This is a genomic window from Acinetobacter sp. YH12218, from assembly GCF_013417925.1.
Classification (GTDB): Bacteria; Pseudomonadota; Gammaproteobacteria; order Pseudomonadales; family Moraxellaceae; genus Acinetobacter; species Acinetobacter amyesii.
In genome coordinates this window covers 38,862-65,854 of record NZ_VPDB01000006.1, presented here as the reverse complement: position 1 = coordinate 65,854, position 26,993 = coordinate 38,862, and the positions used below count along the sequence as shown (strand labels likewise).

Below are 26,993 nucleotides of genomic sequence, written 5' to 3'. Positions count from 1 at the left end.
AAAAGTAAAAAAAATAATGATGAGGTGATCAAGCACCTCCAAAACTAGAAAGAAAAATAAAATATGCAAAATCAAATTAATGCACTGAAAAATGTGCTGATTCAGGAGTTTTTCAAACTCTATGAGCAGCACCAAGACGACCATATTTACGCATGTACATTGGCGTTCAATCCCTATTTATCCATAGACTATATCGCAGTCTCTACGCAGCGTAGTATTTTTGCCGAAGATGAAGATTCTGCTCAATATCTTGCAGCGCATGATCGATGGAATGTGTCGAAATGGCGCTATCGTAGCCTACTGGCTTTAAGTCAAGACTTGGCGCAGTTTAAACTGACATCTGTAAATGAAGTGGGCCATTTAAACCTTGATCCATCTTCTATAAAAATTACGATAAAGTCTGAATCGGCTAACCATCTTTCAATCTTGCTCAATGCCATACAACAAACAAAATTCGACTTGGTTCAGTCCTACGGCATAGAACTGGACAATATTCTGTTTTTTATCACGGTCCCGACACAGCCCGAAATAGAAATTTATTCAGCTCAGGTTTTAAATCCTCCAAGTACACAACTTGACGATTTTCTCAAATCCAAACAACCCCTCAAGCTCGACAGTTTACCCAAGCGTATGAAGCTGTCTCAGTATGATAAAGACCTGCTGATTGATTTGGCTCAAATCGTTGAAATACAACCTTATAACTATTTACATGTAGCCAATGAAGTCTATCTTTTAAGCTTAGAAAAAAGCTATGCAAGCACGAATCCCTATATTCAAAAGCTCATTGACAGCATCGTGGCCATGACATCGGACCCGAAAGGTACGTTTGCGATGGATAAAGAAGAAATTTTGCAGCGAATTAACCAGTTCTATTTTAATGCCAAGAGTTCAGATGAAGCCTTGTCACAAGACGCAATCTATAAATTTACAGACTTAACACCCGACAAAGCTAGCGTTTAACCGCAGAATCAAGGAAAATAGAGCACTTTTAGCACTCTTACCATCAGCGAACTGTTTTTTCGCCTTGATCTGGACCTTGTATGAAGTTTGAAAAATTGGCGCAATCGGGCCGTGCTCGTCGCGGCCGTTTAACCCTTGAACATGGCGTTGTTGAAACACCTATGTTCATGCCTGTCGGTACTTACGGTACTGTAAAAGGCATGCTCCCACGTGACATTAAAGAAATTAAATCCCAAGTTATTTTGGGCAATACCTTCCATTTATATCTACGTCCAGGCCTAGATGTTATTCGTGAACATGGTGGCTTACACCAATTCATGAAATGGAATAACCCGATTTTGACAGATTCAGGTGGTTTCCAAGTCTTCAGCCTTGGCGCTATGCGCAAAATTAAAGAAGAGGGCGTGACTTTCCGCTCTCCGATTGATGGCTCTAAAGTCTTTTTATCTCCTGAAATTTCGATGGATATTCAGCACACGCTGAATTCAGACATCGTGATGATTTTTGATGAATGTACGCCTTATCCTGCGACACATGAAGAAGCGCAAAAATCATTGCAGCTTTCATTACGTTGGGCGAAACGTTGTAAGACTCAACATCATGACGTGCTGAAAAACCGTAATGCCCTGTTTGGTATTATCCAAGGCGGCATGTACGAAGATTTACGTGATGAATCTTTAAATGGTCTGAAAGAAATTGATTTTGATGGTTATGCCATTGGCGGCTTGTCTGTTGGCGAACCTAAAGAAGAAATGATCAAAGTATTGGATTATCTTCCAGAGAAAATGCCTGCGGATAAACCACGTTACTTGATGGGAGTCGGTAAACCAGAAGATATCGTAGAAGCGGTTCGTCGCGGTGTCGATATGTTTGACTGTGTGATGCCAACTCGAAATGCACGTAATGGTCATTATTTTGTGACTGACGGTTTAGTGCGTATTCGTAATGCCAAATATCGTCATGATCAAAGCCCGCTTGACCCACATTGCGACTGCTATACCTGTACAAACTTCACCAAATCTTATCTCTTCCATCTTGAGAAATGCGGCGAAATGCTCGGTTCGATGCTCGGTACTATTCATAACTTACGTTATTACCTGCGTCTGACTGAAGCGATGCGTGATGCTCTCGATCATGGCACTTTTGATGAGTTTGTTGAAGACTTTTATCGTCGTCGCGGCATGGAAGTGCCACCTTGTCCTCAAGATTAATTCTTTCAGCATTTGCGCTGAAGAAAAAGACAAGGTAAATTGCTGAACAAGTCCAATTTATTTATCAAAGTATTGATAACCAGTTTTTTTAGTTTAGGAAAATGAAATGAGCCTTTTTATTTCTACTGCTCACGCGGCAGGTGAAGCTGCACAGCAACCAAGCATGATGGCAAACCTGTTGATGATTGCGGTATTTGTCGCAATCTTCTACTTCTTGATCTGGCGCCCTCAATCAAAACGTGCAAAAGAACATCGTGCACTAATTGAAAGCCTTGGCGTTGGCAGTGAAGTTGTTTTTGCGGGCGGTTTAATGGGTAAAATCACAAAAATCGAAGGTGATTTTGCAGTTATTGAACTGAACCGTGGCGTAGAAGTAAAAGTACAACGCGCAAGTGTGATTTCAGTTCTGCCTGAAGGCACTCTAAATAACCTTTAATCAAAAAATAAGTCGTGCACCCGCACGGCTTTTTTCATTTTAAGAAGAAAACGAATGCGTTACCCAGCATGGAAATATCTACTGATTCTAGTGGTACTAGTCATCAGTACATTATATGCCCTGCCAAGTTTGTATCCTGATGAACCTGCTGTTCAAATTTCAGGTGCCAAAGCCGGTACCCAGATTGACCAAAGCATCGTACAAAAAGCAGAGCAGATTTTAAAATCTGAAAATATTGCCAGCCATGACAATAGCTTCACCAATAATGCCGCTTTATTACGTGTTGATTCGAGCGAACAACAATTAAAAGCGAAAGAAGCACTGCGTCGTGGGCTCGGTGAAAATTATGTCGTCGCATTGAACCTTGCGCCTACTACCCCAGAATGGCTACAAAAAATTGGTGCTAAACCAATGAAGCTAGGTCTGGATTTACGTGGTGGTGTACATTTCCTACTTGAAGTGGATATGGATAAAGCCATTTCACAACGTATGGAAACGTCTGCGGCTGACTTACGTCGCCAACTTCGTGACAATAAATTAAAATTCAATAGCTTATCTTTGAACAACAACACCATTACGATGCAATTTGCAAATAATGATGACCGTTCTGCAGCTATGGATTTCCTTCGTCGTAACGGCAATGAATATACTCAACAAGCGGTTGCAACTACTGAAGGTTCGACTCTTCGTCTAAGCTACACAGATACACGTAAACAAGAAATTCAGTCTTATGCTGTCAACCAAAACTTAACGACTTTACGTAACCGTATTAACGAGTTAGGTGTAGCTGAAGCATTGGTGCAAACTCAAGGTAGCAACCGTATTGTGGTTGAATTACCGGGTGTACAAGATACTGCTGAAGCAAAACGTGTACTTGGTCGTACTGCAAACCTTGAGTTCCGCTTAGTTTCTGACTTAAATGATCAATACATCGATCCATACACAGGTCAAGCAAAAGGCTCATTACCTCCGGGTACCGAAGCATTTGCTTATGAATCTTTGGACAGTGGTCGTCAATTATTGCTTAACCGTAACCGTATCTTAACGGGTGAACGTGTACAAAACGCGTCGTCAGGTTTTAGCCAAGATACAGGTGGTGCTGAAGTAAACATTACGTTGGACACTGCAGGCGGTAAGTTGATGTCTGAAGCTACTCGTAATGCTGTAGGCAAACGAATGGCAGTTTTGTTCATCGAGAACAAACAAAAAATTAGTTATGTTGCTGATCCTGCAACAGGTACACAAACTGAAGTTCGTACACCTTATACCGAATCTGTGGTCATCAATGCGGCAACTATTCAAGCCGTATTGGGTTCTCAGTTCCGTATTACTGGTCTGGATTCACCTCAAGAAGCATCTGAACTTGCATTGATGTTACGTGCAGGTGCTTTGGCAGCGCCAATGTACTTCGTGGAAGAACGTGTGATTGGTCCGAGTCTCGGTCAAGAAAACATCGACAAAGGCGTATTATCAACTCAAATCGGTTTCTTATTGGTTGCTATTTGGATGGTGGTCTTCTTCCGTGTGTTCGGTTTGATTGCCAACTTTGCTCTCGTGGTTAACCTTGCCATGATCTTAACTATCATGTCTTGGATTGGCGCATCCCTCACCCTGCCGGGTATTGCAGGTATCGTAATTACCATTGGTATGGCGGTCGATGCCAACGTACTGATCTGTGAGCGGATACGAGAGGAAATTAAATGGGGTGCCTCACCGAAACAGGCGATTGTTGCGGGTTATGATCGTGCGTATAACACCATCTTTGACTCCAACTTAACCACATTCTTGGTTGCTTTCATTCTGTTTGCAATTGGTACAGGCCCGATTAAAGGCTTCGCGGTTACCCTAATGATTGGTATTGTGTGCTCAATGTTCACAGCGATTACTGTGACACGTGCAATCGTACAAATCATTTATGGTAAAAAACGTAACCTGAAGAAGTTGAGCATTTAGGAGATCTAAGATGACTGAAAATACTCAACCGAAACAATACGGCCGTCCTGACAACGAGCGCATTATTCCGTTTATGAAGATTGCCAAACCGGCAGCCTTGATATCGATTATTTTAACGCTCGCAAGTATCTTTTTTATTTGCACCAAAGGTCTAAACCTCGGTTTGGACTTTACTGGCGGTGTGGCAGCAGAGTTGAACTATAGTCAACCAGTAAAATCTACCGATGTGAGCTCAGCGCTGACAAAAGCTGGTTTTAAAGACCCTGTGGTACAAACCTTAGGATCTGACCGCGACCTGATGGTTCGTATGCCAGTTCAAAAAGACATTGAAGCTGAAGACCTAACCAAAGCCATTACGACTGCCGCTCAATTGCCAGGCAATAAAGCAGAAGTACATAAAGTTGATGTGGTTGGTGGTCAAGTCGGTAATGAACTCTATGTGCGTTCTGCGGGTGCTGTAGGTCTTGCCCTACTGCTCATGCTGGTTTATGTCACTATTCGCTTTGAGTTCAAACTTGCGATGGGTGCTGTACTGTCTTTATTCCACGATATCGTGGTGACCATTGGTATCTTTGCCATGATGCAGTGGCCGTTTGACTTAACAGTCTTGGCCGCGCTACTCGCGATTATTGGTTTCTCGCTCAACGATAACATCGTTGTATCTGACCGTATTCGTGAAAACTTCCGTAAGATTCGCGGTGCCGAACCTCTCGAAGTTGTGAACAGTGCATTAACTGAAACACTTCGCCGTACCATTCACACCTCTATGACACTGTTACTGGTTGTTGTAGCGATGATGGTACTGGGCGGTGATGGTCTGAAATGGTTCTCTGTTGCAATGTTTGTTGGTGTGTTTGTGGGTACATATTCATCAATCTACATTGGTACTGCCTTCGCGCTATGGCGTGGTCTGAACCGTCAAGACTTCATTGTACAAGTGAAGCCTGAATTTGAAGAAGAAGAGATTCCTTAAGCTTTTCAACTTATAGTTCAGATCAAAACCCATCTTCGGATGGGTTTTTTTATGGCGTATTTATATAAATTTATATGAATAGTATTAAGCTGAAAATCAGCCTATTTTCACACTCTAAATTCTATTTTTCAATGCTGAAAAATTTGAATGTCTGGGAATGCAAAACCGTTGCAGGACAGCGCTGAACGCCACGAAACTGTTAACATCGTGCTGGGCAATAAAAAGTTTTGATACGCAAAAGTCCCAATTTCTAGATGGCTGCATATCCCACCATTGTGCATAGGATGACCTGCGTATCCAATTCGTTCAAACTTATACGAATACCCAGGCCAGAAGCCTTTAATACGGCCTCTTTGGTGGTCTACACTTTAAACCAGTATTCATCTGAATTGTCCGCCTGTTCCCAGTTTGCCAACTCATTGGGATGAAAAGCATGGCGCGCCAAAGCATCAAAACGCAGCTAACGCGCTAAGTCTTCCACGTCTACGCCTATATCATGATTATGACTGCTGATTGCCAAAGCATAATGCTGCTGGCTATGCGAGTGATTAAAGGCGAGCGCTGCTGTTTGGGCTAAATAAGGTTTACCAAATTCGGGCTTTAAAAAATCTGCGTCTTGCACGGGCCGCTGCATGGCGTCTGAAAGATGTAAATTGCGCTGCTGATAAATTTGCTGTTTTTTATAGGCCTGATAAGCGCGCATATCAGAAAATGCATCGCGCGTTAAAGGCGCAAGTTGAGCAATGGCATTTGTAGCACTTGAATGGTTCTTGGCTTATTCATGCCCTGCTCAGCTTGATGTTTATGTTTAAAATACAGCAATCACTTAAAATTTAACGATATCACCTTTCAGCGCTACGCCTGCAATCGCAGTTCCTTTCGCGCATTGATATGTGGTGGTGCTGCGAGTTTCATTTGACTTGTAGAAACTCACCAAGTTAGTTACTGCATTCGCGCCTTTGGCTTTAGCGGTATTTTGGAATTGAATCAATGCAGAACGCAGTACATGGTCACATGAGCTTTCTGCAGATTTGGCAAAACCGTTGGTTTTTTTATTGGTGACTAAACCTTTTTCAATGACTTTACCACCAGATTTTGTCCCTGCAAGATAAAATTTCACAGAACCATCTAGCGTACCGTCAGCAACTGCACGATCAACAGCTTCTTTGAAATTAAAATCATGCATGGCATCTGCTGCATGCACAACGGTCATTGCCCCTGCCATCAATACAGCTGCAGCACAGATATTTTTCAATATCATTATTTTTCCCTCTTTTTTAAATTAAACCTGTTTAAATATCAAGGAGGTATTAATCCCTCCAAATGCAAAATTGTTGCTCATCAGCATGTGCGTTTCTGCTGAACGCATTTCATTGACGATATAATCCAAATCGCCGCAGTCGCTGTCAAGCTGTTCTAAATTTAAAGTCGGCACCAGCTGTTTACGGTGCATCATTTCAATACTCAGCCACGCTTCAATCGCGCCGCAAGCACCTAGCGTATGCCCAAAATAACTCTTTAAGGAGCTGATCGGCTTCTTGCCTAATATGCGCGCTGTCGCTTGAGTTTCAGCGACATCACCTTGATCGGTAGATGTACCGTGCGCATTCACATAATCAATTTCTGAGGCATCTACCTGCGCATCTTTCAGTGCCAGCTCCATGCAGCGTCCCATCATCTCAGAATCTGGGCGTGTTACATGCTGACCATCGGTATTGGTTCCATAACCAATAATTTCTGCATAAATGTTCGCGCCGCGTGCTTTGGCATGTTCATATTCTTCTAAAATCAGACAGCCTGTACCCTCGCCCACCACCAAACCATCACGCTTTGCATCAAAAGGACGTGGAGTTTTTTCTGGGCTGTCATTTTGCGTACTGGTGGCCAGCAGCACATCAAACACCGCAGAACCAGCAGCGCTCAGCTCTTCTGCTCCGCCTGCAATCATCACGGTCTGCTTGCCGTATTTAATGGCTTCATAAGCCTGACCAATCGCCATAGAGCCTGAAGTACAGGCACTGGATGTTGGCAAGGTCTGTCCTTTCAAACCAAAATACACCGTCATATTGACTGCGCTGGTATGCGACATCATGCGAATATAGGTCGTCGCATTCAGCTTGTTCATATTATTATCCAGCAGCATGGCGCCAAACTCACCGACCGCATCAACACTGCCAGCAGATGAACCAAAGGCCACACCCGCTTCGCCGCTATGCAGAATTTCATGGTTGAGCAGGCCAGCATCTTCCAGCGCTTTTTCTGCGCAGACCACAGACATTAAGGCTACACGCCCCATGCCGCGAGTCACCTTACGGTTAAAATGCTTGGGAACGGTAAAGCTCTCTACAGGACCACCCAGCTTACTGCGTAGATCACCATAGATTTCCCAATCTGGCATGTAGCGGATGCCGCTTTTGCCTGCTGCAAATTGTTCAAAAATTTGATCTGCAGTTTCACCCAATGAAGTGATACCTGACATGCCTGTAACAACTACACGTTTCATCAAATCAGTCCTCCATTTACCGAAATCACTTGGCGGGTAATATAGCTGGCATCATCACTGCATAAAAACTTAACCGTTTTTGCCACTTCATCCACTTGCCCCATGCGCTGCATTGGAATCATTTTCAATGCATGTTCTTTGACTTCTTCTATCACCATTTCAGTTTCAATTAAACCTGGTGCTACACAATTCACAGTAATTTTTCGTTTTGCTAATTCCAGTGCCAATGCTTTGGTTGCACCAATTAAGCCTGCTTTGGCAGCGCTGTAATTGACTTGCCCGCGGTTGCCCATCACGCCAGAAACGGAAGATAAAGTGACAATACGGCCGCCTTTTTTCAAACGGATCATCGGCATCATCAATGGCTTAAGCACATTGTAAAAACCATTCAGTGAGGTCGATACCACCTCATCCCAATCATCATCGGTCAAAGCTGGAAAAGCGCCATCACGGGTTAAGCCAGCATTCAGCACCACACCATAAAATGCGCCATGCTCAGCCATATTCTGTTCTAAAATTGAGGCTATATTTTCACGGTCATTCACATCAAACATCAACACATGACTGCTTTGTCCCATGGCCTGAATTTCTTGCGCTACCTGCTCCGCTTCCTGCTGACGAGACCGCGCATGCACAGTGATATCAAAACCAGCTTTTGCCAATTCCAAAGCAATTGCCTTACCTATACCGCGGCTGGATCCTGTTACTAAAATTCTTCTACTCACGTTCATTTCCCAATCGCGTCATTCATATTTTCTGGTTCAAATACACTCAGCATGGCGCTAAAGCGATGTTCTTGATATTCAATTTCACAATTAAACTGGCCTAGACCTTCGTGCAGATAGCTCTGCTCAACTCGAATACGCACGGTATTGCCCACAGCGAAATATGGACAGGGCAACTGCATTTTACGTGTACCCAATAAAAAGCCGACTTTAGGCGGCAAGCCTTTCGTTTGCCCTTTATGTCCCGCATAGGCACTGATGGTTTGCGCCATTAATTCAATGCTGCTCCATGTCGGCAAACCTTCTGCTTCACAAAACATCAACTCAGGTCGAATCTGCAATTCTGCAATGGCATAACTGTCATTGGCTTCAATCAAATGATCTACAAAAACCATCGGTTGTTCATGCGGAATAAACTGTACGGCATCCATCATGGCAAAACGGTTCCTAAAATTAAACTGATATTGCTGCCGCCAAAGGCAAAGGAGTTGCTCATTACATAATGCATCGGCTGCGCTGCATGGCTATTCAAAACATAATTCTGCTGAGCCAAAGCAGGGTCTAATTCACCTGCGTGATGTAAAGGCAGCCAAGATTGATCTAACAGCACCTGCTGGCAAATAAAAGCTTCAATCGCACCTGCCGCACCTAGGCAGTGACCCGTTTTGTGTTTGGTGCTGCTCAGCGCAACTGGATAATCTGCAAAAACGGTCTGCACCGCTTTAATTTCCATGAGGTCATTTTGCGGAGTAGACGTGCCATGCAAATTCAAATAGCTAATATCTGTAGCATTTAAATCAGCAGCATCCAATGCTTTTTGCATCGCTTCTGCCGCACCTCGCCCTTCTGGATGCGGCGCAGAAATATGCCATGCATCCATAGATTCACCACTTGACAGTAGCATCACTGGAGCCGAGTCTTTGGACAATAAAAATAATGCCGCCGCTTCACCAATATTGATGCCGTCACGGTGTGCGCCGCAAGGCTGGCAAATAGAGCTGGATAAGCTTTCCAAACTGTCAAAACCATTCAAAGTCAATTTGCACAAAGTATCTACACCGCCAACTAAAACGGCATCTGCTAGATCTGCATTCAGCAGGCGCTGCCCTGCAGCCATGGCTTTGGCTGCCGAAGAACAGGCAGTTGAAATGGTATATGCAGGACCTTCCCAGCCCAAGTACTGCTGCAGTGATTTCGCCACACAGCCCATTTCCTGTTTATGATGGCTAATCGGCTCTGCAGAAAGTTGCTGAAAATGCGCCTTTAATATTGCTTCATTATCGGCAATGCCTGAAGTCGAAGTGCCAACAATGACTGCAAGGCGCTGCTTTGCAAATTGTGCTGTATAGGCGCGAATATCAGCCTCTATTTGCCGCAAAGCCGTTAAAGCAAATCTTAAATTACGCGAATCTGCAAACTGCAAATGTTCTGGTATGTTTTGCCCTAAGGATGCAGCAGAAGCCCCCACCCAAACCGTGCGCTCCGCGATTAAATCTTGACGCTGCGTTAATGTATTGCCTGCTGTGCACAGTGCATTTTTCAATTCACTGGCATTTTCCCCCAAAGAAGACAAAGCCGCGCTGAACTGTATCCCCACAGCAGAATGGCGCATGATATTGTTATTGGTCACTCTCGCCTCGATCATCTTCCAAAGTATTGCTCACTGCGCTAATTACCATTTGATACGGTACTTGCAGGTTATTCAGTTCAACCGCTCCCTCTAGCGGCTGAATGTTTAACACGGGCTGCTGATTGATATAGACCACACCGTCTTTTTGCCTCACAGCCGTTTGCCCTGCATGTAAAGCCATAAACTGTGGATAGGTTGCGTACAGAATATCCCTCACCACATAGTCAAAGGGCAAGTATTTCATGGCATCTATACGCTGTTCCACACGAACCTGCTGCCCATCAAAACTAAGTTTAAACAGCTGCTGCCCAGTCAGGCTCAGCGCCAGCATGTCCAGCTGCTGACCGCTTTGCTGCTGATACAGCAAAAAACTGAAGCCATGTTCTTTCCATTGCACTTCAATCTGATCTTGGCGCTGATAGCTTTGCGCGGTCCATTGTGGCGCAGACAAACCTTGCGCCTTTGGCAGAATTTTAGGCGCCAAGCTTTGACAGCCGCTGCACAAGACAGCGCCAGCCAAAACTAAAGCAGTGATTTTAGCATTTACATTAAGTGCCATCTGTCATGGTTTCCCGCATGTGCGCTTCGCGGCAATATTCTGCCAATGTACTCAAACGCTGCTTGGCATTACGGTGAATCGGGTTTGTTTCATCCCACGCATAGCCTGCCAAAAGTGAGGCAATCATGCGGCGGATTTTTTCATCTTGCTTCGTTGAAAATACCACATCTTGAAATTCGCCTGTATACCAAGATTCCACATAAGCGCGGAACACTTGAATACCTTTGCGTAATGGTTTTTCATACTGCACCATCCAGTCCACAGACTGACCTTGCAATACTTGATCAACCAAAGGAATGGCCAAGCTAGAAGATTTCAGCGCAATAGTCACCCCTGAAGAGAACACAGGATCTAAAAACTCGCCCGCGTTGCCGAGCAATGCATAATTATGTGAAGCCAGCTGTTTAACATTGGCAGAATAGCCAACCAATGTACGGACTGGCGTATCATGCTTCGCTTTGCGCAACACCTTAGATAAACTCACATCATCCGCCAAAATGCGTTTTTGCAATGCCTCTAAATCATAATCGGGACTACCGTCATAACCATATTTTTCAAAAAAGTCTTGCTCTGCAACCACACCAAACGATGAACGTCCATCGGCAAAAGGAATCAGCCAATACCATGCGCGGTGATCTTTTTCATGTACCGCAATCAAGATTTTTTCACGGTCAAATTCTGGATCATCCAAAATACCGTCTTCAATATGCGTAAATACGGCGCGGCGAACTGGGAAATCTGACGGGCTTTCTAAATCTAAAAATTTAGGCAAAATTCGGCCAAAGCCGCTGGCATCCAACAAGAACTTGCCTTGAATTTGATAAGGCTGACCTTGTTCATCTTTCACCGTCAAAATGGGATGCGCGCTTTCTACATCTACAGCGGTCACTTCATGACCAAAGCGGATGTCTGCACCCATTTTGCCTGCCTGCTGCGCCAGCAAATGGTCAAAATTGGCACGGCGCACTTGCCAAGTAGTGCCCGGGCCTTCACTGAATTTTTGGGTAAAATCATAGAAACTGCGCTGCGGGCCTTTTAGGAAAGCTGCGCCGTTTTTAAATTGAAATGCATATTCTTCGACATGCTCACGCACCGTCTCCAGCAGGCCAGCTTCTTCTAGAAATACCATAGACTGCGGCAGTAGAGATTCCCCAATTGAAAAGCGCGGAAAATATTGTTTTTCGATCACCGTCACTTGATAGCCTTTTTGACGCAGTAAGGCTGCTGCCGAACTGCCCGAAGGCCCTGCGCCAATAATTAAGACATCTGTGTGCTGTAGTGTGCTCATTGCACTATTACCTTATTACTCAGCTCTTTGGCTGATATTGCTGAACCACAACATGCTCTGCATCGGAAGATGTAAACAATGTTGCATAAATAAATGAAAAAATGACCCCGAGCAGCACCGTCAAGCCAAAGCTGTGAATGGCATAGGTATGGCTAAAGGACAGAAGTCCAAACCCAAAGAAAGTCGACATCATGCATAGAAACAGCGCCATGCCAACCACTTGCGGATGGTCGTGTCCATGACGATAGAAAATCGCATAGTCCACGCCAATGCCGATAATCAGGAAGGTGCCCATAATGCTGAACAGATTAATTTCTACGCCTAACCAAGCTTGTATGGCAAAGGTCGTCATCAGCGCCATGGTCACGGGCAGCACCAGCGGCAAGATGGATTTTTTCCCATATAGCAGCCCTAAGCCAATGGCTAAAATTGCCAAAGCACTCAGCAGCAGCCACTGCGCTTGTATACGATGCTGCTGAAATAGCTCAGACAGCTGATTGACTGGCCGCAGCAGCTGCACATTGTGATTGCTTAATTTTTGCAAAGCTACCACATCATACACATTTTGCAGCATGACTAAACGCTGGGTAGAATTCATCTGTAAAAAATGCAGCGGATGATCTTGAAACACAGCATCACTCAGCAGCGGCTGATGCTTCAAATTGACTTGCCAATTCAAAACCTCAGACTCATTCAGCTGCAGCGCCTGTGCATAATCACGCAATGCCTGCTCAGGAATGGCCTGAAGCATAGCTACATTCTGCTTTTGCTGCACTAGAGGCAGCACCCACTGACCCAGCGCCTGTACAGCATCTAATTTTCCAGCCTGCTGCAATTTAGACAGCTGATCCAGTAAATGCTGTTCATTGCGCTCTAATTCTGCAGGTGTTTTGCCCTGCACCACAAAATAATCACTGCCCTGCTGCTGCATAAAGCGTTCGCGCACATACTGATCTTCCTGTTTTAAGCGTTGATCCATACTTTGCAAGTTACGGATGTCATCATTGCTTTTTAAGAACAGTAAGCTGCTGCCAGTCACTGCAACAATCAGCGCCATCAAAACATAGCGTAAGCGATTACGTGCTTGAATATAGTTGCGCGCATGACCAATAAAACTCAGCATACGAATTGCAGGTTCGGCATTTAAAGCAGGCAAGCGCGGCAGCAGTAAAATACTGGTCACCCATGCCGCGCTTAGGCCAACCATAGAGAACACTGCGATCTGCTTAAAGCCCGGAAATGGCGTAAAGCTCAGCACCACATAAGCCAGCAGCGTGGTCATCAGACCCACAAATAAGCTCGGCAATAATGGCTTTAAGACGGCAAAACCATCAATTTGACGGTGCTGAGACTGCATGGCCATAAAGTAAAATGAAAAATCCACACAGACACCAATCAAACTGGCGCCAAAGACCAAAGTCATTAAATGAATTTCGCCAAAAATACTATATGTAACGGCAAATGCAACCAAGCTGCCCGTTCCCACAGCGACCATTTCTGTCAGCATGGGGCGGATAGAACGGAAGCCAAACCACACCAAAAGCAGAATGCCTAGGGTTGAACCGACACCAATCGTCGAAATTTCTTCTTTCGCAGAGTTTGTGCCAAATTGCGCAAACAGCAGTGTTCCTGTCCAATGCGGTTTAACCTGCAATTGGCGCAGCTGCTGATTCATCTGCTGAATAAAAGCATCGGTCTGTTCTTGATAGGCAATGCTGTAAGGACTGTTCTTAAGCTGCAGCACCACCAATCTGGAAATGCCCTGTTCATCGCGCTTGGTGGCAAAGCCTTGTTCTAGGCTAATATCCGAATTGTTCTGTAACGCGCTAAGCCCCATCGCATAACGTGGAAACAGCAAGAGCGGATCACTTTGCAGCATTTCCGCCGTGACTGGCATACCCGGACTCATCAATTGCAATAAGCCTTGCTCTGCTAATGCCGCGTAATCTTTGTGCTGCAGCAGTTCACGATCGCTCTGGGTTAACAGCCCTGCCTTGTGCTGATACAGCAGTTTGGCAAATTTGTCATAGTCCAGCTGAGGGCGTACAGACTGAAATAGCTGGCTTTGATTGGCCTGCGTTTTCAGTACTTTTGTGGCTTGATCCAGCTGCTGGTCATTTTGAGCATCCAGTACCACAAAGACTTTGTCATTCAGCTGATTGCTGACATAGTTCTGCGCACGCTCCAGATTCGCATCTTGATGTGTTTCTGGCAGCAAGGCAAAAATATTGGTCTGAATTTTAATGCCATTGTTCAGCCATGCCGCAGCTAAAACAACCGCAATGACACAGAGTATGACCAGCCAAATGGCGGTAAATTTATTTTGCCAATTGGAAAAGCGCATTTTCCGCAGCCGTTAAAGTTTGAGGTTGAGCGCTTTGCTGACTAAAACGGATGACCGTACTGTTATTGGCCTGTTCCTGAATCACAATGCGGTTCACATAACGCTGACCTTGAGCATCAACACGGACAAACAGTTTTTTAAATAAACTGCTCTTTGGCGTCAGCACCACATTCCACTGTGCAGGACTGTAATTGGCTGAAACCACATTAAAGTTTTTTGCCAGTGCAGTTTCATTTCCAGACATCAGCTGTAAAAACATGGTCGCAACAGAACCATAAGGCGTTTTATCAACTGCAATTTGGCTTGAAGTGCGCTGCGTTTTTTGCACCAGCTTACGCGGCGTCACGATTAAATCTGCTTTCACAGGGCTTTGTATTTGCCACAACACACCCTGATTTTTACTGAACAGCACTTCGCCTTTCGAAACATAGGTTTTATTCAGCGAAGCCAATTTTTTCTGCTGTTCAAAATTGGCGCGTACCACTGGTGTAGCCGCCAACTGTGAAAAGACCTGCTTCAATTCAGTATTCTGCGCATGACCTGCAGATGTCATCAGAGCAGAAGCTGTAATCAAACACAGCGGCAATACTGCTTTTAAAATAGGAGATCGAATATTCATCCTACTACTCCGCTTTAAATTCAGACCATACATTTAAACAGTCCAATAAAATTTGAGGCGACTGGTAACACATTTCACGTGTTGCAATCTTCACTGCCACTTGCGTGGTATAACCTTTAGTGAGGCGTCTGCCCGAAATTGCATCAAAAATCTGATACTCAATTTTCAGACGGTTTTCCCATTCTTTTAAAATTGCGCGTACACGGATTTTTTGTTCAAATTCGATGCCCTGCACGTAGCGCACATGGCTTTCAATTACAGGCCATGCATAGCCTGAATCACGCATTTGCGTATAGTTATAATGAAACTGATCCAGCAGCTTACAGCGGGCAATTTCAAAATATTTTAAATAATGCCCATGCCAAACCACATTCATGGTGTCCACATCATGAAAAGGAACATCAATAATCACATCTGCATGCATCGCTTTATCCTTGGCTTATACAGCAATGCTGTTCAAAAGTTCTAAATTTTCAAAACGGTTGACCAGCGCCTGCAGCTCGTTTTGTAAAGGGCGATCTTCCTCCACATAGTTGAAGCTTTGAAGCACCCACTGTTGAAATGCTGTTAATACTAGACTGAGTTCTGTATCTAAACCTTTCAATTGAACCGCCTGCACCGCAGCACAGCTCAATGCCGCCATTACCTGTTCAGTCAGCGTAATCACACGACTCGCATCACGCGCTGCAATGGTTCCCATACTGACTTTATCTTGATTATGACATTCAGTTGAACGAGAAAAAATGGATGCTGACAAAGTCTGTTTCAGCGCTTCTGCTGTCCATGCCGACACCCCAATTTGCACGGCTTTAAATCCATGATTCAACGGCATGCGTTCTGGGCTTGAACCCGTCAAGTTGCGCGGCAGGCCGTTATTCATTTTGTAATCGACCAATTGCGCGAGCTGGCGGTCCATCAAGTCTGCAATATTGGCAATCATGATTTTTAAACTGTCCATGGCCTGCGAAATATGACCGCCATAGAAATGTCCGCCATGCAGTACACGCAAATTCACCGGATCAATCAATGGATTGTCATTGCTGGAATTTAATTCATTTTCAATAAACTGGCGCAGCCACACTTTGGAGTCTTCAAATACGCCAATAATATGCGGTGCACAGCGCAGTGAGTAACGGTCCTGCAGACGTGAACTTTGATGTTCAGTTTGCACTTGGCTGTTCAACCATACACGCAGTTGGGTTGCAATTTGCTGCTGACCTGGATGTGGTTTTTGCGCAAACAGTACTTCATCAAAATGGCTTGGATTTCCTTCCAGCGCCAAGACATTCAATGCCGTTACCATGGTGCTAGCCAAGGCAATCTGTTCTGCTTTTTTATAGTTCAGGCACGCAATGGCAGTCATCACCGCTGTACCATTCATCAAGGCCAAACCTTCTTTAGGGCGCATCACTAAAGGCTGCATGCCTTTTTCGGCATAGACCTCTGCAATGGGTACAATCTTGTCTTGATAATACACATCACGCTCGCCTACCAGCGCACCCGCAATATAAGACAATGGGGTTAAATCACCGCTAGCGCCGACAGAACCTTCCGATGGAATGACGGGAATCACATCTTCATTCAGCATCCACGCCAAACGCTGCAGCAAGGCGTGCGATACACCTGAATAGCCGCGTGCCAGCGAACATAAACGCACTGCGACCACTGCACGCGCGGTGATTAAATCCAAATTTTGGCCCATACCGCAGCCATGAAAGCGTGACAAATGCAAAGGCAGTTCATTTACTTGATGCGGTGGAATTTCCACAAGGCAAGAATCGCCATAGCCTGTGGTTACGCCATAAATAACGCCTTCATCCTGCAATAACTGATCGAGAAAATCTGCGCCGCGCTGAATCAATGCATTCCACTCATCTGAAGCAGGCAGTGCTACTTGATGTTCTTTACGCGCAACAGCCACAATATCTTCAATGCTGAGAGCGAATTCCCCAATCGTTAACACAAGACTTATCCTTTATTCCAAAAATTATAAAAATTAAACCATTGATACGGCGCACGCATGCAATGCTGTTCCAGCAGCTGCACATATTGCCGAGTGGTCTGCTGCATGGCTTGCATGCGCTCTTTACGCGGCCAGTTCAGCTGATCTGCCACTTTATGAATATGCACTTCAAAATGCGCTTGCACCCGATAGCAAAACACCGCCAAAACGGGCGCTGTCAGCAAACTTGCCAAAATCCACGCGCCTTGCGGCCACAGCGCCTGTTCCCCTAAAAACTCAACAGGCTGGACACGGCCAGACTGCACAGGCACACGGTCGGCAGCCACAATCACCCATTCGCCTTGATCCAGCTTATCTTGCAAAATCAATGCGGTTTCTATACCCAGCTCATCTACCGAAACCAAATTCACATCTGCATGCTCATTCAGCTTCTTTAAAAATTCATTAAATTTTGTCGCGTGCTTTTGATAGACCAGCACATTAATTTTTTGTGCATGTTCAGACTTCACCGCACGCAGCAGCTCAATATTGCCAAAATGTGAAACAACAATCACTGCGCCTTTTTGGTAATGCGCACGGAAATGTTCATGCCCATGTAATTGCAGTTCCTGCTCAGCCACATTGCCCAGCCAGCCTTCAATTTTATCTAAAATGCATTCGCCAAACTGCATTAAATGCGTATAGGTCTGCCCCATATGCGGCTCAGACGCAAAAGGCGATTGACTGCCTGCAAAATGATGCAGCTTTTTTAAATACAGTAAAGAAGCTTGGCGTGCTGTGTTTGAAAACAGCCAATACCACATAATCACAAAATACAGCACCAATCTGCACAGCCAGCGTCCACCCAATCGGTAAAAGCCGAGCATCAGCATCAGTGGCAACATGCCGCCACGCTCTTTGATGCTGCTCCATTTGGGAGTGCTTTTTTCTGTCTTTTTTTGCTCTGACACGCTTAGCCTTTCACTTTGTAATACAGCAATTTGGGTAAGCGCAGCAGCATGCCGCCCAATAAGCGGCTATGCGCGCGAGCCATTCCTAAATTATCTCGCCAAACATTAAAATGCGAAATACCATCTTCAGGATAGATGACCCGCGTAGGCACATTCACAAAATGTACATTTTCCCATTTCAAGCGCACCAAAATTTCTGAGTCAAAGCCCATGCGCGGCTGAAATTTAGCGCTATTCAGTACGTTTACTGTCTGCGCCAGCGGATAAACTCGAAAACCGCACATACTGTCTTTTATTTCAAAAGATAGGCTGTTAATCCAGACCCAAATATGTGTTGCATAACGTCCATATAAGCGTTTTTTCGGGACAGTCGCATCAAATACAGGCTGACCAATCACCATCGCTTCTGGATGCTGCGTCGAGGCATCTAAAAAGCGCTGAATATCATTCCAATCGTGCTGACCATCCGAGTCTAATTGCAAGGCGTGACTATAGCCCTGCTTATATGCATGCTGCAGCCCCGTCATAACCGCCCCGCCCTTGCCTTGATTAACTTCATGCTCAACCAAATCCAGTAAAGGGTTATCTGCAGCCAATGACCGCAGCACCGCTGTACATTCAGCATCACTGCCATCATTCACCATAATAATAGGCAACTGAAAAACGTTTAGATGTTCAGTTAAGGCCGCCAAATAATGCGGATGGTTATAAACTGGAATTACAAAGCAATGCTGCATTCTTATACCCTCGGCTTATTCTTCTGCCGCTGAAACAGCAAACAGCAGCCGCCCAGAAGCCAATGTTTTATCGTGTTGTTTCAGTTCAAAACTGACTTTGTGCGCCTTTCGCACTAAGGATAAATCCACACATTGATAAGGACGAATCAAGTCCTGAAATTTTAACTGCTCAAAACCATTGCACCATTGCAAATCTGCCCAATGCTGCTTTGCAAAATGCTGAATGAAGCCAATTTGACCAACGCCTGGATAAATTGGAAAATTCGGAAAATGTCCTTTAAAACATTCTAACTCAGGACTGAATTCCAGCGCTAAATTAAGCTGCTCATCGTGTATCTGCTGTGTCAAAACTACAGGCAGCTGCATCAGCTGAAACAAAGACTTTAAATACTGCTTATTGAGTTTTGATTGCGCATTTTGCGGCATCAGAGACAAGAAACGCCATTGCCGCGGAATGGCAATACTCTCCAGCTTTTCACTTAACTGTTTTTTTAAATGCGCTACGAATGCCGCTTTGCCCATTTCCTGCAGATGCTGACGCGCTTCATCCGTCAGCACAGCCACCGCGGCTAAAATTTGACGGTGCTCTTTTTCATAAACTAATACATGACATTGCTGTACAGCCTCTAAATCTGAAATTTTCAGTTCAATGGCATCGAGGCTTAAACGCTTTTCTTCCAGTTTCACAATTCGGTCTAAACGGCCCAGCAATCGAAATGGACCCTTAGGGTTCGCCGTTTCTGTCAGTTCGACTTTATCACCCGTCAAAATCCAGTCTGTACTAAATGCATGATTGGTTTTGACTGCCAATTCTTGCTGTTCCTGAGCCTGAATATCAACATTGGCAAAAGGAGTCCATAAGGCATCATCCTGCTGACGATGCGCAATTCCGCCTGTTTCAGAACTGCCAAACACTTCTGTAATGGGACTGTTCAAATATGGGCGGACACCCGCATCCAGCTTGCCGCCAGAGGAATACACCATAATACAGTCTTGCAGCAGTACATCCTTGGTCCAGCGTTTAAGCAAGGCTGGGCTGGAAATCACATAGTTTGGCAGCAGTAAATGCGCGATTTTCTTTTGAATATCTGCTACATCTTCTGGAAAGGCCAATTGCTTTTGATAAAAGCTGCGCCCACTCGCTAAAGGCCACAGCAGTTTAAACAATAAGCCATAGATATGCTGATGGCTGACTGTTGCAATTGCGACGGCCTGTTCGGGCAAAGCAAAGCTGGCATCTAGGCCGCAAACTTCATTAAACAGCTGCTGTAAGGTACGAGGAATTTTTTTCGGTTGGCCCGTAGAGCCTGAGGTATAAAAATACACCTGCGCCTGATTTAAAAAGGCGTCATCAAATTCAAAAGTTTCTTGATGTTTTTTATCTGAGATTTCACTGCGTTTTAAAAAATAGATCTGCTCGGCAGCCAATTCTTTTTCTAAGTCACTGACACGGTTGGGCGGCAGCAATACCTGTTTTTTTGCCTGCAAAGCAGCAAATAGCAGCACCAAAAACTCATAGCTGTCTTGTTCCCACAGCGCCCAAACAGGTTCAGATGACATGCGGATCTGAATTGCCTGCAGCGCAACATCCTGCCAAAAATCCTGAAATGAAATTTCACGTAGATCAGACTGAATACATAAAGTTCGGGATGAATGCAGATGGTGCTGAAAATGACAAGACATAAATGTTATTTCTAAACCGTGATTATTTTCTAAATTAAAAAAATGAAAATGACGCTATTTTTGCGCCTGATGCAATCGCTGCTGGCGTTTGCGCAGCAAGTACTCTCCGAGCAATAAAATACCCATCAACACATAGGAAATAAAACCGTTATACAGCACCCAAATCTTCATTGACACAAAATACACCGTCCATAATGCAATCAGCGCATTGATAGCAAAAAATCCGCACCACACTTTGGTGACTTGACGTGTCCAATGCACGCCTTCTGGCGGTAATTCTGGCTCAGCTAACCGCGCAAAGCGCTCAATCATGGATGGCGGTTTGATTAAGGTCATACTGAAAATAATCAAAGCACCCACATTCATGCAGACTGGGTACAGTTTTAGCCACGCATGATCTTTAAGTATCAAGCTTAGCCCACCGCAGAGTATAGCAAAGCCGGTCAAAGGCCACAGCAAAGCATTGCCCTTGCTGAACATGCGCATCATGCCCAGTGCAATCAGCAGCACACTCACCCATGAATAGTGGCCTTTTGCCAAACCATAGCCGACAAAAAAAGGATAGAGAATCAATCCGATTACTGCTATCCCTTTAAAAACTGCATTCATTCAGCTGACATATTCTGAATGACGGCTACAACGTCCTGTACGGTGCGGACATTTTTAAAATCTTCCGGATTTACTTGCTTACCGGTTAATTCTTTAATCTTTACGACCAAATCAATCGCATCGATGCTGTCTACATCCAAATCTGTTGCCAGATTGGACTCAAGCTGTACATCTTCAGGCGCGATTTCAAACAATTCGTCCATCCATTCGCGCAATTTTTCTAAAACGGTTTCTTGTGCAAGCATAGCAACCTCTTATGCTGTTTTCTGAGCTTCAACTAAAGCCACTAAGCTTTGAATTGATTTAAAGTGTTCTTTGGTTTCTGCAGACTCTGCATTTAAATGAATGCCGTAACGCTTTTTCAATGCCAAGCCCAGCTCCAATGCATCAATTGAATCCAAACCCAGACCGTCGCCAAATAAAGGCGCTTCTGTTTCAATGTCTGCAATGGTGATGTCTTCTAGGGCAAGCACATCAATAATCATTTGCTTCAATTCATCAGCAAGATTGTTCATTTAAGGATAACTCTTGGTTAAAAAACCACTGTAATTGTTGATTTAATTGACGTACATTTTTTGGATTGACCGTTACATCATCCAATACGTCTTCCACTTGGATCGCATCCAAAACTTTCACGTGAATATGAAAAGGCTGTTCTGGGATGTGATACCACTTTTCATTTTTGGTCAGGGTCGAAGGTGTACATGTAATCAGTACTGGCCGAATCGGCACACCTGCGCGCAAGGCAATATTGGCAGCGCCGCGCTGAAAGTCATTCAGCTGCTTATCTTTTTCAGTCCGTGTCCCTTCTGGGAAAATCAGTAATGATGCCGCTTTATCCTGCTGCAGTTTGTTCACGCAATCCTGAATAAATTGTTCTGAACCTGCATTTAGAATATAGCCCGCACTCTGCACAGGGCCTTTGGTAAATGGGTTAGACCACAGCGTCTGTTTGACCACGCAATTTGCCTGTTCCATTAAACCAATTAATATCACAACGTCAATCAGTGTCGGATGATTGGCAATCACCAACTCCTGCTGACTGTGCTGCAGTTTTTCCAGCCCTTCAACTTCATAGGTCATAATGCCTAGCTTAACCATCATTTCAGTAAAGCCTTTAAAGCTGTGCTTAATGACTTTTTGCGTGCGCTGTATGCGTAAGGCTTCATCTTGGGTACTGAGTTTCACCAAAGGCGCAACAAGGCCACCTATCGCTACTCCACCTGCTCCAAAGCTGGCAAAACTAAAGCCTGTCGCACCGACACGCCAGACATAATTGGCTTTTTTCTTGATATTTTTTAAGTTCAGCATTTTGTCCACGCAGCGCTTTCAAATTGACTGTCATCTTGCCAGAAATGATAAAATTGTAATGCCTGCTGAAAATACGTCTGTATGTCCGAATGGTGAGAAAGATCCAGCTTTAAATTTTCAGGTTGCAGTGAAACCAATGCGCTCATAGCAAAAGCAGTAAAGGGCTGATGTTCAGCATACAGTTCAGGTAAGGCTTCATCATAATACACCACCAACGCGCGGCTGGCTTCGGGCATCGTCTTGAGCCAAGCATAGGCTTCAATCAATGCATCATTCCAAGAACCAGCTAAACTGGTTGAAGGAGTAGCGTCTTTGCATAAGATCGAATACAGACCGGATACAGCGTTATGTACAGAAGTTGAAAACTGCGTCGGCGATGGTGTTTGCTCATGCAGCACATCTTCTAAAATTTTCAGGGTCTTGGTTTCATCACCATACTGCGAAACCCATACAATATAGTCAACGCGCTGTTTTGCCAAAACCTGCATAGCCGAGTTTAAAGCCAGCTTCGCCACCAATGACAAACGGCGACGCTGCATTGCAGGAATTTGCTCTAAGGCAGGAAATACCTCATCGGCCCGGCTCATCACCAGCCGAGACATATTCATAAGCACCATGCGCTGTATTTCCTTAGCCTTTAAAACATATATTTCAGAATGGCGCGGATTATAGCATTGACGATTTTTTTTTTACAGAATATATGTTGACCGTTTGAAATATCATAGATTTAGTTATATTTCCCCATGAAATAATATAAAAGCCAAAATATAAAAAACCCGCACGCAGCGGGTTTTTTATACAATTTTATTTTTAGCTACCTTGTACCAAGCGACGTGCGCTGATAATGCCCGGTTGTTGCTCTAGACGTGCCAACAGTTTCGACAACTGCGCCAATCCCTTCACTTCAATCAATAACTTCATATTGGCAATACCATCACTTTCGGAAATCGTATTCACCTGACGAATGTTGATTTGGTCTGAGAAAATCACTTGAGTCAAATCTTTAAGCAAACCACGACGGTCATAAGCTTCCACCACGATTTGCACACTTTGACCACGGGTTGGCTGCATTTCCCAATCCGCTTCAACCGCACGTTCAGGCTCTTGTCCAATCATACGGATATAATCCGGACATGCGACCTTATGGATACTCACGCCACGATTCAGGGTGATATAACCGGCAATCGATTCACCATGCACAGGCTGACAACACTGAGCAATGTGTAGTTCTACATTGTCCAGACCATCAATCAAAATACCATGCGCCGAAAGCGTATGACTTGCACGAGGGTTCAATGTCGGTTTTAACACCAGTTCAGGCTCATCCTGATCGAGGTGCATATGACGGTTAACCTGATTGATTAAGGCATGCAGGCTAATGTCACCACTCACCAAGCCAATCAAGATATCTTCACCCAATTTCACATTAAAATGATTGCAGTAATCATTCAAATCGATACTTTTCGGGTGAATCGCCAAACGTGACAATTCTTTATTCAGAATCTCACGTCCCACTTCCAAGTTTTTACTACGGTCTTGCTGACGGAACCAATGACGCAACTTGTCACGTGCACGAGCCGTCTTGATATAACCCAGCGAGTTCACCAACCAATCTCGGTTCGGTTCACGATCTTTCTTGGTTAAAATCTCGACCTGCTCCCCAGTTTTTAGGGTATAGGTTAGAGGCACATAACGTTGGTTCACCCGTGCTGCATAGCACTTGTTACCCACTTCAGTATGCACATGATAGGCAAAGTCGAGCACAGTCGAACCACGTGGTAATTCTTTGATATCACCATCACGACTAAACACATAGATTTTCTCAAAATCTTCAAACTCTTGGATTTGTTCGAAGTTTTCAGAATCTTCATCTTCTTTATGGGCGCTAGCATCATTTCGTTCTTGATAATGTTCAAGCACTGCACGCAAAGAATGTAAGCGATGATTAAATGAATAATCTGTGGTTTTAGAGCCTTCTTTATAGTTAAAGTGCGAACACACCCCGAGTTCAGCTTCTTCGTGCATATTGTGCGTACGAATTTGCACTTCTAAAGATTTGTTCTCTGCAATCACGGCCGTATGCAGTGAGCGATAACCATTGGCTTTCGGGTTGGTAATATAATCATCGAACTGATGCGGAATATGACGCCAAATCTGATGAACGATCCCCAGTGTGTGATAACACTCAGGTACATTATCCACCAGAACACGAACCGCTCGAATGTCATAAAGCTGATCAAAGCTCAGGTTCTTACTCTTCATTTTTCGATAAATCGAATAAATGTGTTTCACCCGACCATTAATCTCGGCCTCAATGCCATGATCTAATAGTTCTTTACGTAACTTTTCTGTCACGAACTGAATATATTGTTCACGCTCTAAACGTTTTTCATTTAGTAAGGATGCAATTTCTTTATAGCGTTCAGGTGCTAGATAACGGAAAGCGAGATCTTCTAGCTCCCACTTAAGCTGTGCAATCCCTAAACGGTGCGCAAGCGGCGAGTAAATGGTTAAAATTTCTCGTGCGACACGCTCTTGACGCTCTTTGGTTGAGTGCGCCAACTCACGTAATGCATAGGTACGTTCAGAAAGTTTGATTAACACAACACGAACATCTTCAGTCACAGAGATCAGCATTTTATAAATGCCGGTCAAATGTTCACGTTGGTTATTATTAAAATGATCTTCTAGACGTTTATTTTGCTCAATCAGGTCAGACAACTTACCCATGGCAAGCGTGCCTTTCACCAAAGCATGCACTTGATCGCCAAATTTGCTTTGGACTTCTTCTAAACTGGTTACGCCTTCACGAACACTTCGATACAGCATGGCTGCTGATAACGTATCTTCATCCGCATACAGATGAGCAAGAATATCCGCCATTTCAATACCGGTATAGAAGGTATTCGAGCGATGGTTGACCGTTGTTTCAAGTTCATTCTGTAAGGTCAGATGTGCAACTTCTTCGAGTTGCTTTAGAGGAGCCCCGTCAAACATGCCACTCACACGCTCTAGCCATTCAGCCAAATCATGCTGTGCTTGCTCGGCATGTTCTACAGTCGTTTCCTGTGACAACTCATTGAGACGTCCAGGTAATTGTTCACGTACTGTGACCATACCCTACTCCTAGTTTTCTACGCTTCATAACTTTTGATCGTTTATCTGATTTTCTTTTTCGAACAAAGCAATCGATTCGACATGCCCTGTATGGGTAAACATGTCCATGACACCCGCTTTTTTCAAACGGTAGCCTTGTTGTACCAGCATTCCAGCATCGCGTGCTAGTGTTGCAGGATTACATGACACATAAACGATTCTTTTTGCACCAAATTGGGGCACATAACGCATTATTTCTTCTGCACCAGAACGTGGTGGGTCTATCAATAATGCATCAAATCCTTGTTTTGCCCAAGAATGATGCGAAAAATCTTTTGTTAAATCTTGTGAATAAAATTTCAGTTGCGAAAGGCCATTGTTTTGTGCATTTTCTGCACCACGCTGAACCATTTCTTCACTCCCTTCAACTGCAACGACTTGACCCGTTGAACCCACACATTGAGCAAGTGGTAAAGAAAAGTTTCCTAAACCACAAAACAGATCTAGAACTCGCTCACCTTGTTGTAACTGAAGCAATTCACATGCCAGTTTCACCATTTGCGGATTAATCGTGGAATTCACTTGCGTGAAGTCTTGAGGATTAAAGCCAAATTCCACAGCAAAGTCACTTAGACCATAGTGCAGACGCATCGGTGCATCGGGATGATCCACGCGATGTAAGCTGTCTGGCCCTTCAGGTTGCAAGTACAGTTGCCACTCTTTATGTAACGCAAATTTTACTAATTGGTTGACATCTTCCGCGCAAAGTTCCGCCGTATGACGAATTAGGAGGGCAATTTCTTGATCTCCCATGGCCAGTTCCATATGCCCAATATCTGCTTTACCTTGCAGACTTTGTAACAATTGTTTGAGTGTGGTGATGGAGCCAAACTCACGATCCAACACCATACAACGGTCAATCGAAGTCAGTTTATTTGACTGGCTTTCACGAAAGCCAACCACAAGCTTATCTTTTGCAGGTAGGTAACGCACACCAATACGTGCTTTGCGACGGTAGTCTTCACGCAATGAACGTAAAGGAGCTAACCATTGATCAGGTTGTATCCCAGCAAAATGTTGCAAATGTGATTGTAAAACATCTTGTTTTAAACGAATTTGCTCGTCGGGATGAATATGCTGCATGCTACACCCACCACAAACCCCATAATGTGGGCAGGCCGGTTTAACCCGTAGAGCAGACTCTTCACTCAGTAATTCCAGACTGTCTGCTTCTTCGAGACGCTTAACGACATTAGTAATACGCGCACGCACCGTTTCACCCGGCAAGGCATAACGGATAAAGACTTTCTTACCGTGTTTTTCTGCAGGATGATCTGGATGCGTCCCAAAGTGCGCTATGCCTCGCCCCTCATGTGAAAGCGATTCAACCTGAAATGTATAAATGGGTTGTTGGGCTTTTTGGGGTTTGGCTTTGTGTTTCAT

The 26,993-nt window shown here is 44.4% G+C and carries 26 protein-coding genes and 1 pseudogene; 5 read left to right on the top strand and 22 right to left on the bottom strand.

Translation table 11 applies throughout. The annotated features are described in order from the left end of the window. Nucleotides 1-63: 63 nt before the first annotated feature. From FTV03_RS03050 to secF, 5 genes are all read left to right on the top strand, one after another. Nucleotides 64-960: a DUF4303 domain-containing protein gene (locus FTV03_RS03050; protein WP_111885817.1), complete on the top strand. Its 897-nt coding sequence runs from the start codon at nt 64-66 to the stop codon at nt 958-960. Between the two features lie 80 nt (nt 961-1,040). Next, nucleotides 1,041-2,171, top strand: coding sequence for a tRNA guanosine(34) transglycosylase Tgt (gene tgt / locus FTV03_RS03045; RefSeq protein WP_078194179.1), 1,131 nt, complete (start codon nt 1,041-1,043; stop codon nt 2,169-2,171). A 106-nt stretch (nt 2,172-2,277) separates the two neighbouring features. Continuing rightward, on the top strand, nt 2,278-2,607 hold the full coding sequence (gene yajC, locus FTV03_RS03040) for a preprotein translocase subunit YajC (protein WP_111885818.1): 330 nt from the start codon (nt 2,278-2,280) through the stop codon (nt 2,605-2,607). A gap of 54 nt (nt 2,608-2,661) precedes the next feature. Beyond that, nucleotides 2,662-4,560 carry a protein translocase subunit SecD gene (secD, locus tag FTV03_RS03035; RefSeq protein ID WP_111885819.1) on the top strand — a complete coding sequence of 633 codons (1,899 nt, stop codon included), beginning with the start codon at nt 2,662-2,664 and terminating at the stop codon, nt 4,558-4,560. Nucleotides 4,561-4,570: 10 nt separating this feature from the next. After that, the gene (gene secF, locus FTV03_RS03030) at nt 4,571-5,533 is read left to right on the top strand and encodes a protein translocase subunit SecF (protein WP_111885820.1); all 963 of its coding nucleotides are present in this window, start codon (nt 4,571-4,573) and stop codon (nt 5,531-5,533) included. Nucleotides 5,534-5,661: 128 nt separating this feature from the next. Here the strand turns inward: secF and FTV03_RS03025 are convergent. The 22 genes and pseudogenes from FTV03_RS03025 to rlmD all read right to left on the bottom strand — a co-directional run bounded on the left by FTV03_RS03025 (nt 5,662) and on the right by rlmD (nt 26,993). Next, nucleotides 5,662-6,278: pseudogene (locus tag FTV03_RS03025) on the bottom strand (4'-phosphopantetheinyl transferase superfamily protein). Nucleotides 6,279-6,359: 81 nt separating this feature from the next. Next, on the bottom strand, nt 6,360-6,794 hold the full coding sequence (locus tag FTV03_RS03020) for an excinuclease (RefSeq protein ID WP_111885821.1): 435 nt from the start codon (nt 6,792-6,794) through the stop codon (nt 6,360-6,362). A gap of 21 nt (nt 6,795-6,815) precedes the next feature. Then, nucleotides 6,816-8,036 (bottom strand): beta-ketoacyl-ACP synthase, encoded by a 1,221-nt coding sequence (locus FTV03_RS03015; RefSeq protein WP_111885822.1) that lies wholly within the window; start codon nt 8,034-8,036, stop codon nt 6,816-6,818. Beyond that, nucleotides 8,036-8,761, bottom strand: a complete 726-nt coding sequence (locus FTV03_RS03010) for a 3-ketoacyl-ACP reductase FabG2 (RefSeq protein WP_180039864.1) — start codon at nt 8,759-8,761, stop codon at nt 8,036-8,038. Before FTV03_RS03010 ends, FTV03_RS03015 begins: the two co-directional genes overlap by 1 nt. A 2-nt stretch (nt 8,762-8,763) precedes the next feature. Continuing rightward, nucleotides 8,764-9,195, bottom strand: a complete 432-nt coding sequence (locus FTV03_RS03005; protein WP_111885823.1) for a 3-hydroxylacyl-ACP dehydratase — start codon at nt 9,193-9,195, stop codon at nt 8,764-8,766. Continuing rightward, nucleotides 9,192-10,373, bottom strand: a complete 1,182-nt coding sequence (locus tag FTV03_RS03000; RefSeq protein WP_111885828.1) for a beta-ketoacyl-[acyl-carrier-protein] synthase family protein — start codon at nt 10,371-10,373, stop codon at nt 9,192-9,194. Before FTV03_RS03000 ends, FTV03_RS03005 begins: the two co-directional genes overlap by 4 nt. Before the next feature lie 7 nt (nt 10,374-10,380). Further along, nucleotides 10,381-10,950: a DUF3261 domain-containing protein gene (locus FTV03_RS02995; RefSeq protein WP_111885824.1), complete on the bottom strand. Its 570-nt coding sequence runs from the start codon at nt 10,948-10,950 to the stop codon at nt 10,381-10,383. Next, a complete protein-coding gene (locus FTV03_RS02990) occupies nt 10,940-12,238 on the bottom strand; it encodes an NAD(P)/FAD-dependent oxidoreductase (RefSeq protein ID WP_111885825.1) in 1,299 nt (432 codons plus the stop codon). The genes FTV03_RS02995 and FTV03_RS02990 overlap by 11 nt, the downstream gene beginning before the upstream one ends. A 19-nt stretch (nt 12,239-12,257) precedes the next feature. Further along, nucleotides 12,258-14,582, bottom strand: a complete 2,325-nt coding sequence (locus FTV03_RS02985; RefSeq protein ID WP_180039863.1) for an MMPL family transporter — start codon at nt 14,580-14,582, stop codon at nt 12,258-12,260. Continuing rightward, nucleotides 14,557-15,135 carry an outer membrane lipoprotein carrier protein LolA gene (locus tag FTV03_RS02980; RefSeq protein WP_228157209.1) on the bottom strand — a complete coding sequence of 193 codons (579 nt, stop codon included), beginning with the start codon at nt 15,133-15,135 and terminating at the stop codon, nt 14,557-14,559. Before FTV03_RS02980 ends, FTV03_RS02985 begins: the two co-directional genes overlap by 26 nt. A gap of 70 nt (nt 15,136-15,205) precedes the next feature. After that, nucleotides 15,206-15,625: a thioesterase family protein gene (locus FTV03_RS02975; protein ID WP_111885461.1), complete on the bottom strand. Its 420-nt coding sequence runs from the start codon at nt 15,623-15,625 to the stop codon at nt 15,206-15,208. Nucleotides 15,626-15,640: 15 nt separating this feature from the next. After that, nucleotides 15,641-17,164: a histidine ammonia-lyase gene (gene hutH, locus FTV03_RS02970; RefSeq protein ID WP_111885460.1), complete on the bottom strand. Its 1,524-nt coding sequence runs from the start codon at nt 17,162-17,164 to the stop codon at nt 15,641-15,643. 5 nt (nt 17,165-17,169) lie between these two features. Next, nucleotides 17,170-18,048 (bottom strand): acyltransferase, encoded by an 879-nt coding sequence (locus FTV03_RS02965; protein WP_111885464.1) that lies wholly within the window; start codon nt 18,046-18,048, stop codon nt 17,170-17,172. 68 nt (nt 18,049-18,116) lie between these two features. Then, on the bottom strand, nt 18,117-18,851 hold the full coding sequence (locus FTV03_RS02960; RefSeq protein WP_111885459.1) for a glycosyltransferase family 2 protein: 735 nt from the start codon (nt 18,849-18,851) through the stop codon (nt 18,117-18,119). A 15-nt stretch (nt 18,852-18,866) separates the two neighbouring features. After that, a complete protein-coding gene (locus tag FTV03_RS02955; RefSeq protein ID WP_111885458.1) occupies nt 18,867-20,534 on the bottom strand; it encodes an AMP-binding protein in 1,668 nt (555 codons plus the stop codon). 54 nt (nt 20,535-20,588) lie between these two features. Then, entirely contained in the window at nt 20,589-21,143 is a 555-nt protein-coding gene (locus tag FTV03_RS02950; protein WP_111885457.1) for a septation protein IspZ, read from the bottom strand. Continuing rightward, nucleotides 21,140-21,388 carry an acyl carrier protein gene (locus FTV03_RS02945; RefSeq protein ID WP_111885456.1) on the bottom strand — a complete coding sequence of 83 codons (249 nt, stop codon included), beginning with the start codon at nt 21,386-21,388 and terminating at the stop codon, nt 21,140-21,142. Before FTV03_RS02945 ends, FTV03_RS02950 begins: the two co-directional genes overlap by 4 nt. A 9-nt stretch (nt 21,389-21,397) precedes the next feature. After that, the gene (locus FTV03_RS02940; RefSeq protein ID WP_086178413.1) at nt 21,398-21,658 is read right to left on the bottom strand and encodes a phosphopantetheine-binding protein; all 261 of its coding nucleotides are present in this window, start codon (nt 21,656-21,658) and stop codon (nt 21,398-21,400) included. Beyond that, nucleotides 21,642-22,454, bottom strand: a complete 813-nt coding sequence (locus tag FTV03_RS02935; protein WP_111885455.1) for a 1-acyl-sn-glycerol-3-phosphate acyltransferase — start codon at nt 22,452-22,454, stop codon at nt 21,642-21,644. Before FTV03_RS02935 ends, FTV03_RS02940 begins: the two co-directional genes overlap by 17 nt. Further along, nucleotides 22,448-23,071, bottom strand: coding sequence for a beta-ketoacyl synthase chain length factor (locus FTV03_RS02930; RefSeq protein WP_111885454.1), 624 nt, complete (start codon nt 23,069-23,071; stop codon nt 22,448-22,450). Before FTV03_RS02930 ends, FTV03_RS02935 begins: the two co-directional genes overlap by 7 nt. A gap of 193 nt (nt 23,072-23,264) precedes the next feature. Beyond that, nucleotides 23,265-25,571 (bottom strand): bifunctional (p)ppGpp synthetase/guanosine-3',5'-bis(diphosphate) 3'-pyrophosphohydrolase, encoded by a 2,307-nt coding sequence (locus FTV03_RS02925; protein ID WP_078191275.1) that lies wholly within the window; start codon nt 25,569-25,571, stop codon nt 23,265-23,267. A 24-nt stretch (nt 25,572-25,595) separates the two neighbouring features. Beyond that, entirely contained in the window at nt 25,596-26,993 is a 1,398-nt protein-coding gene (gene rlmD / locus FTV03_RS02920; RefSeq protein ID WP_180039861.1) for a 23S rRNA (uracil(1939)-C(5))-methyltransferase RlmD, read from the bottom strand.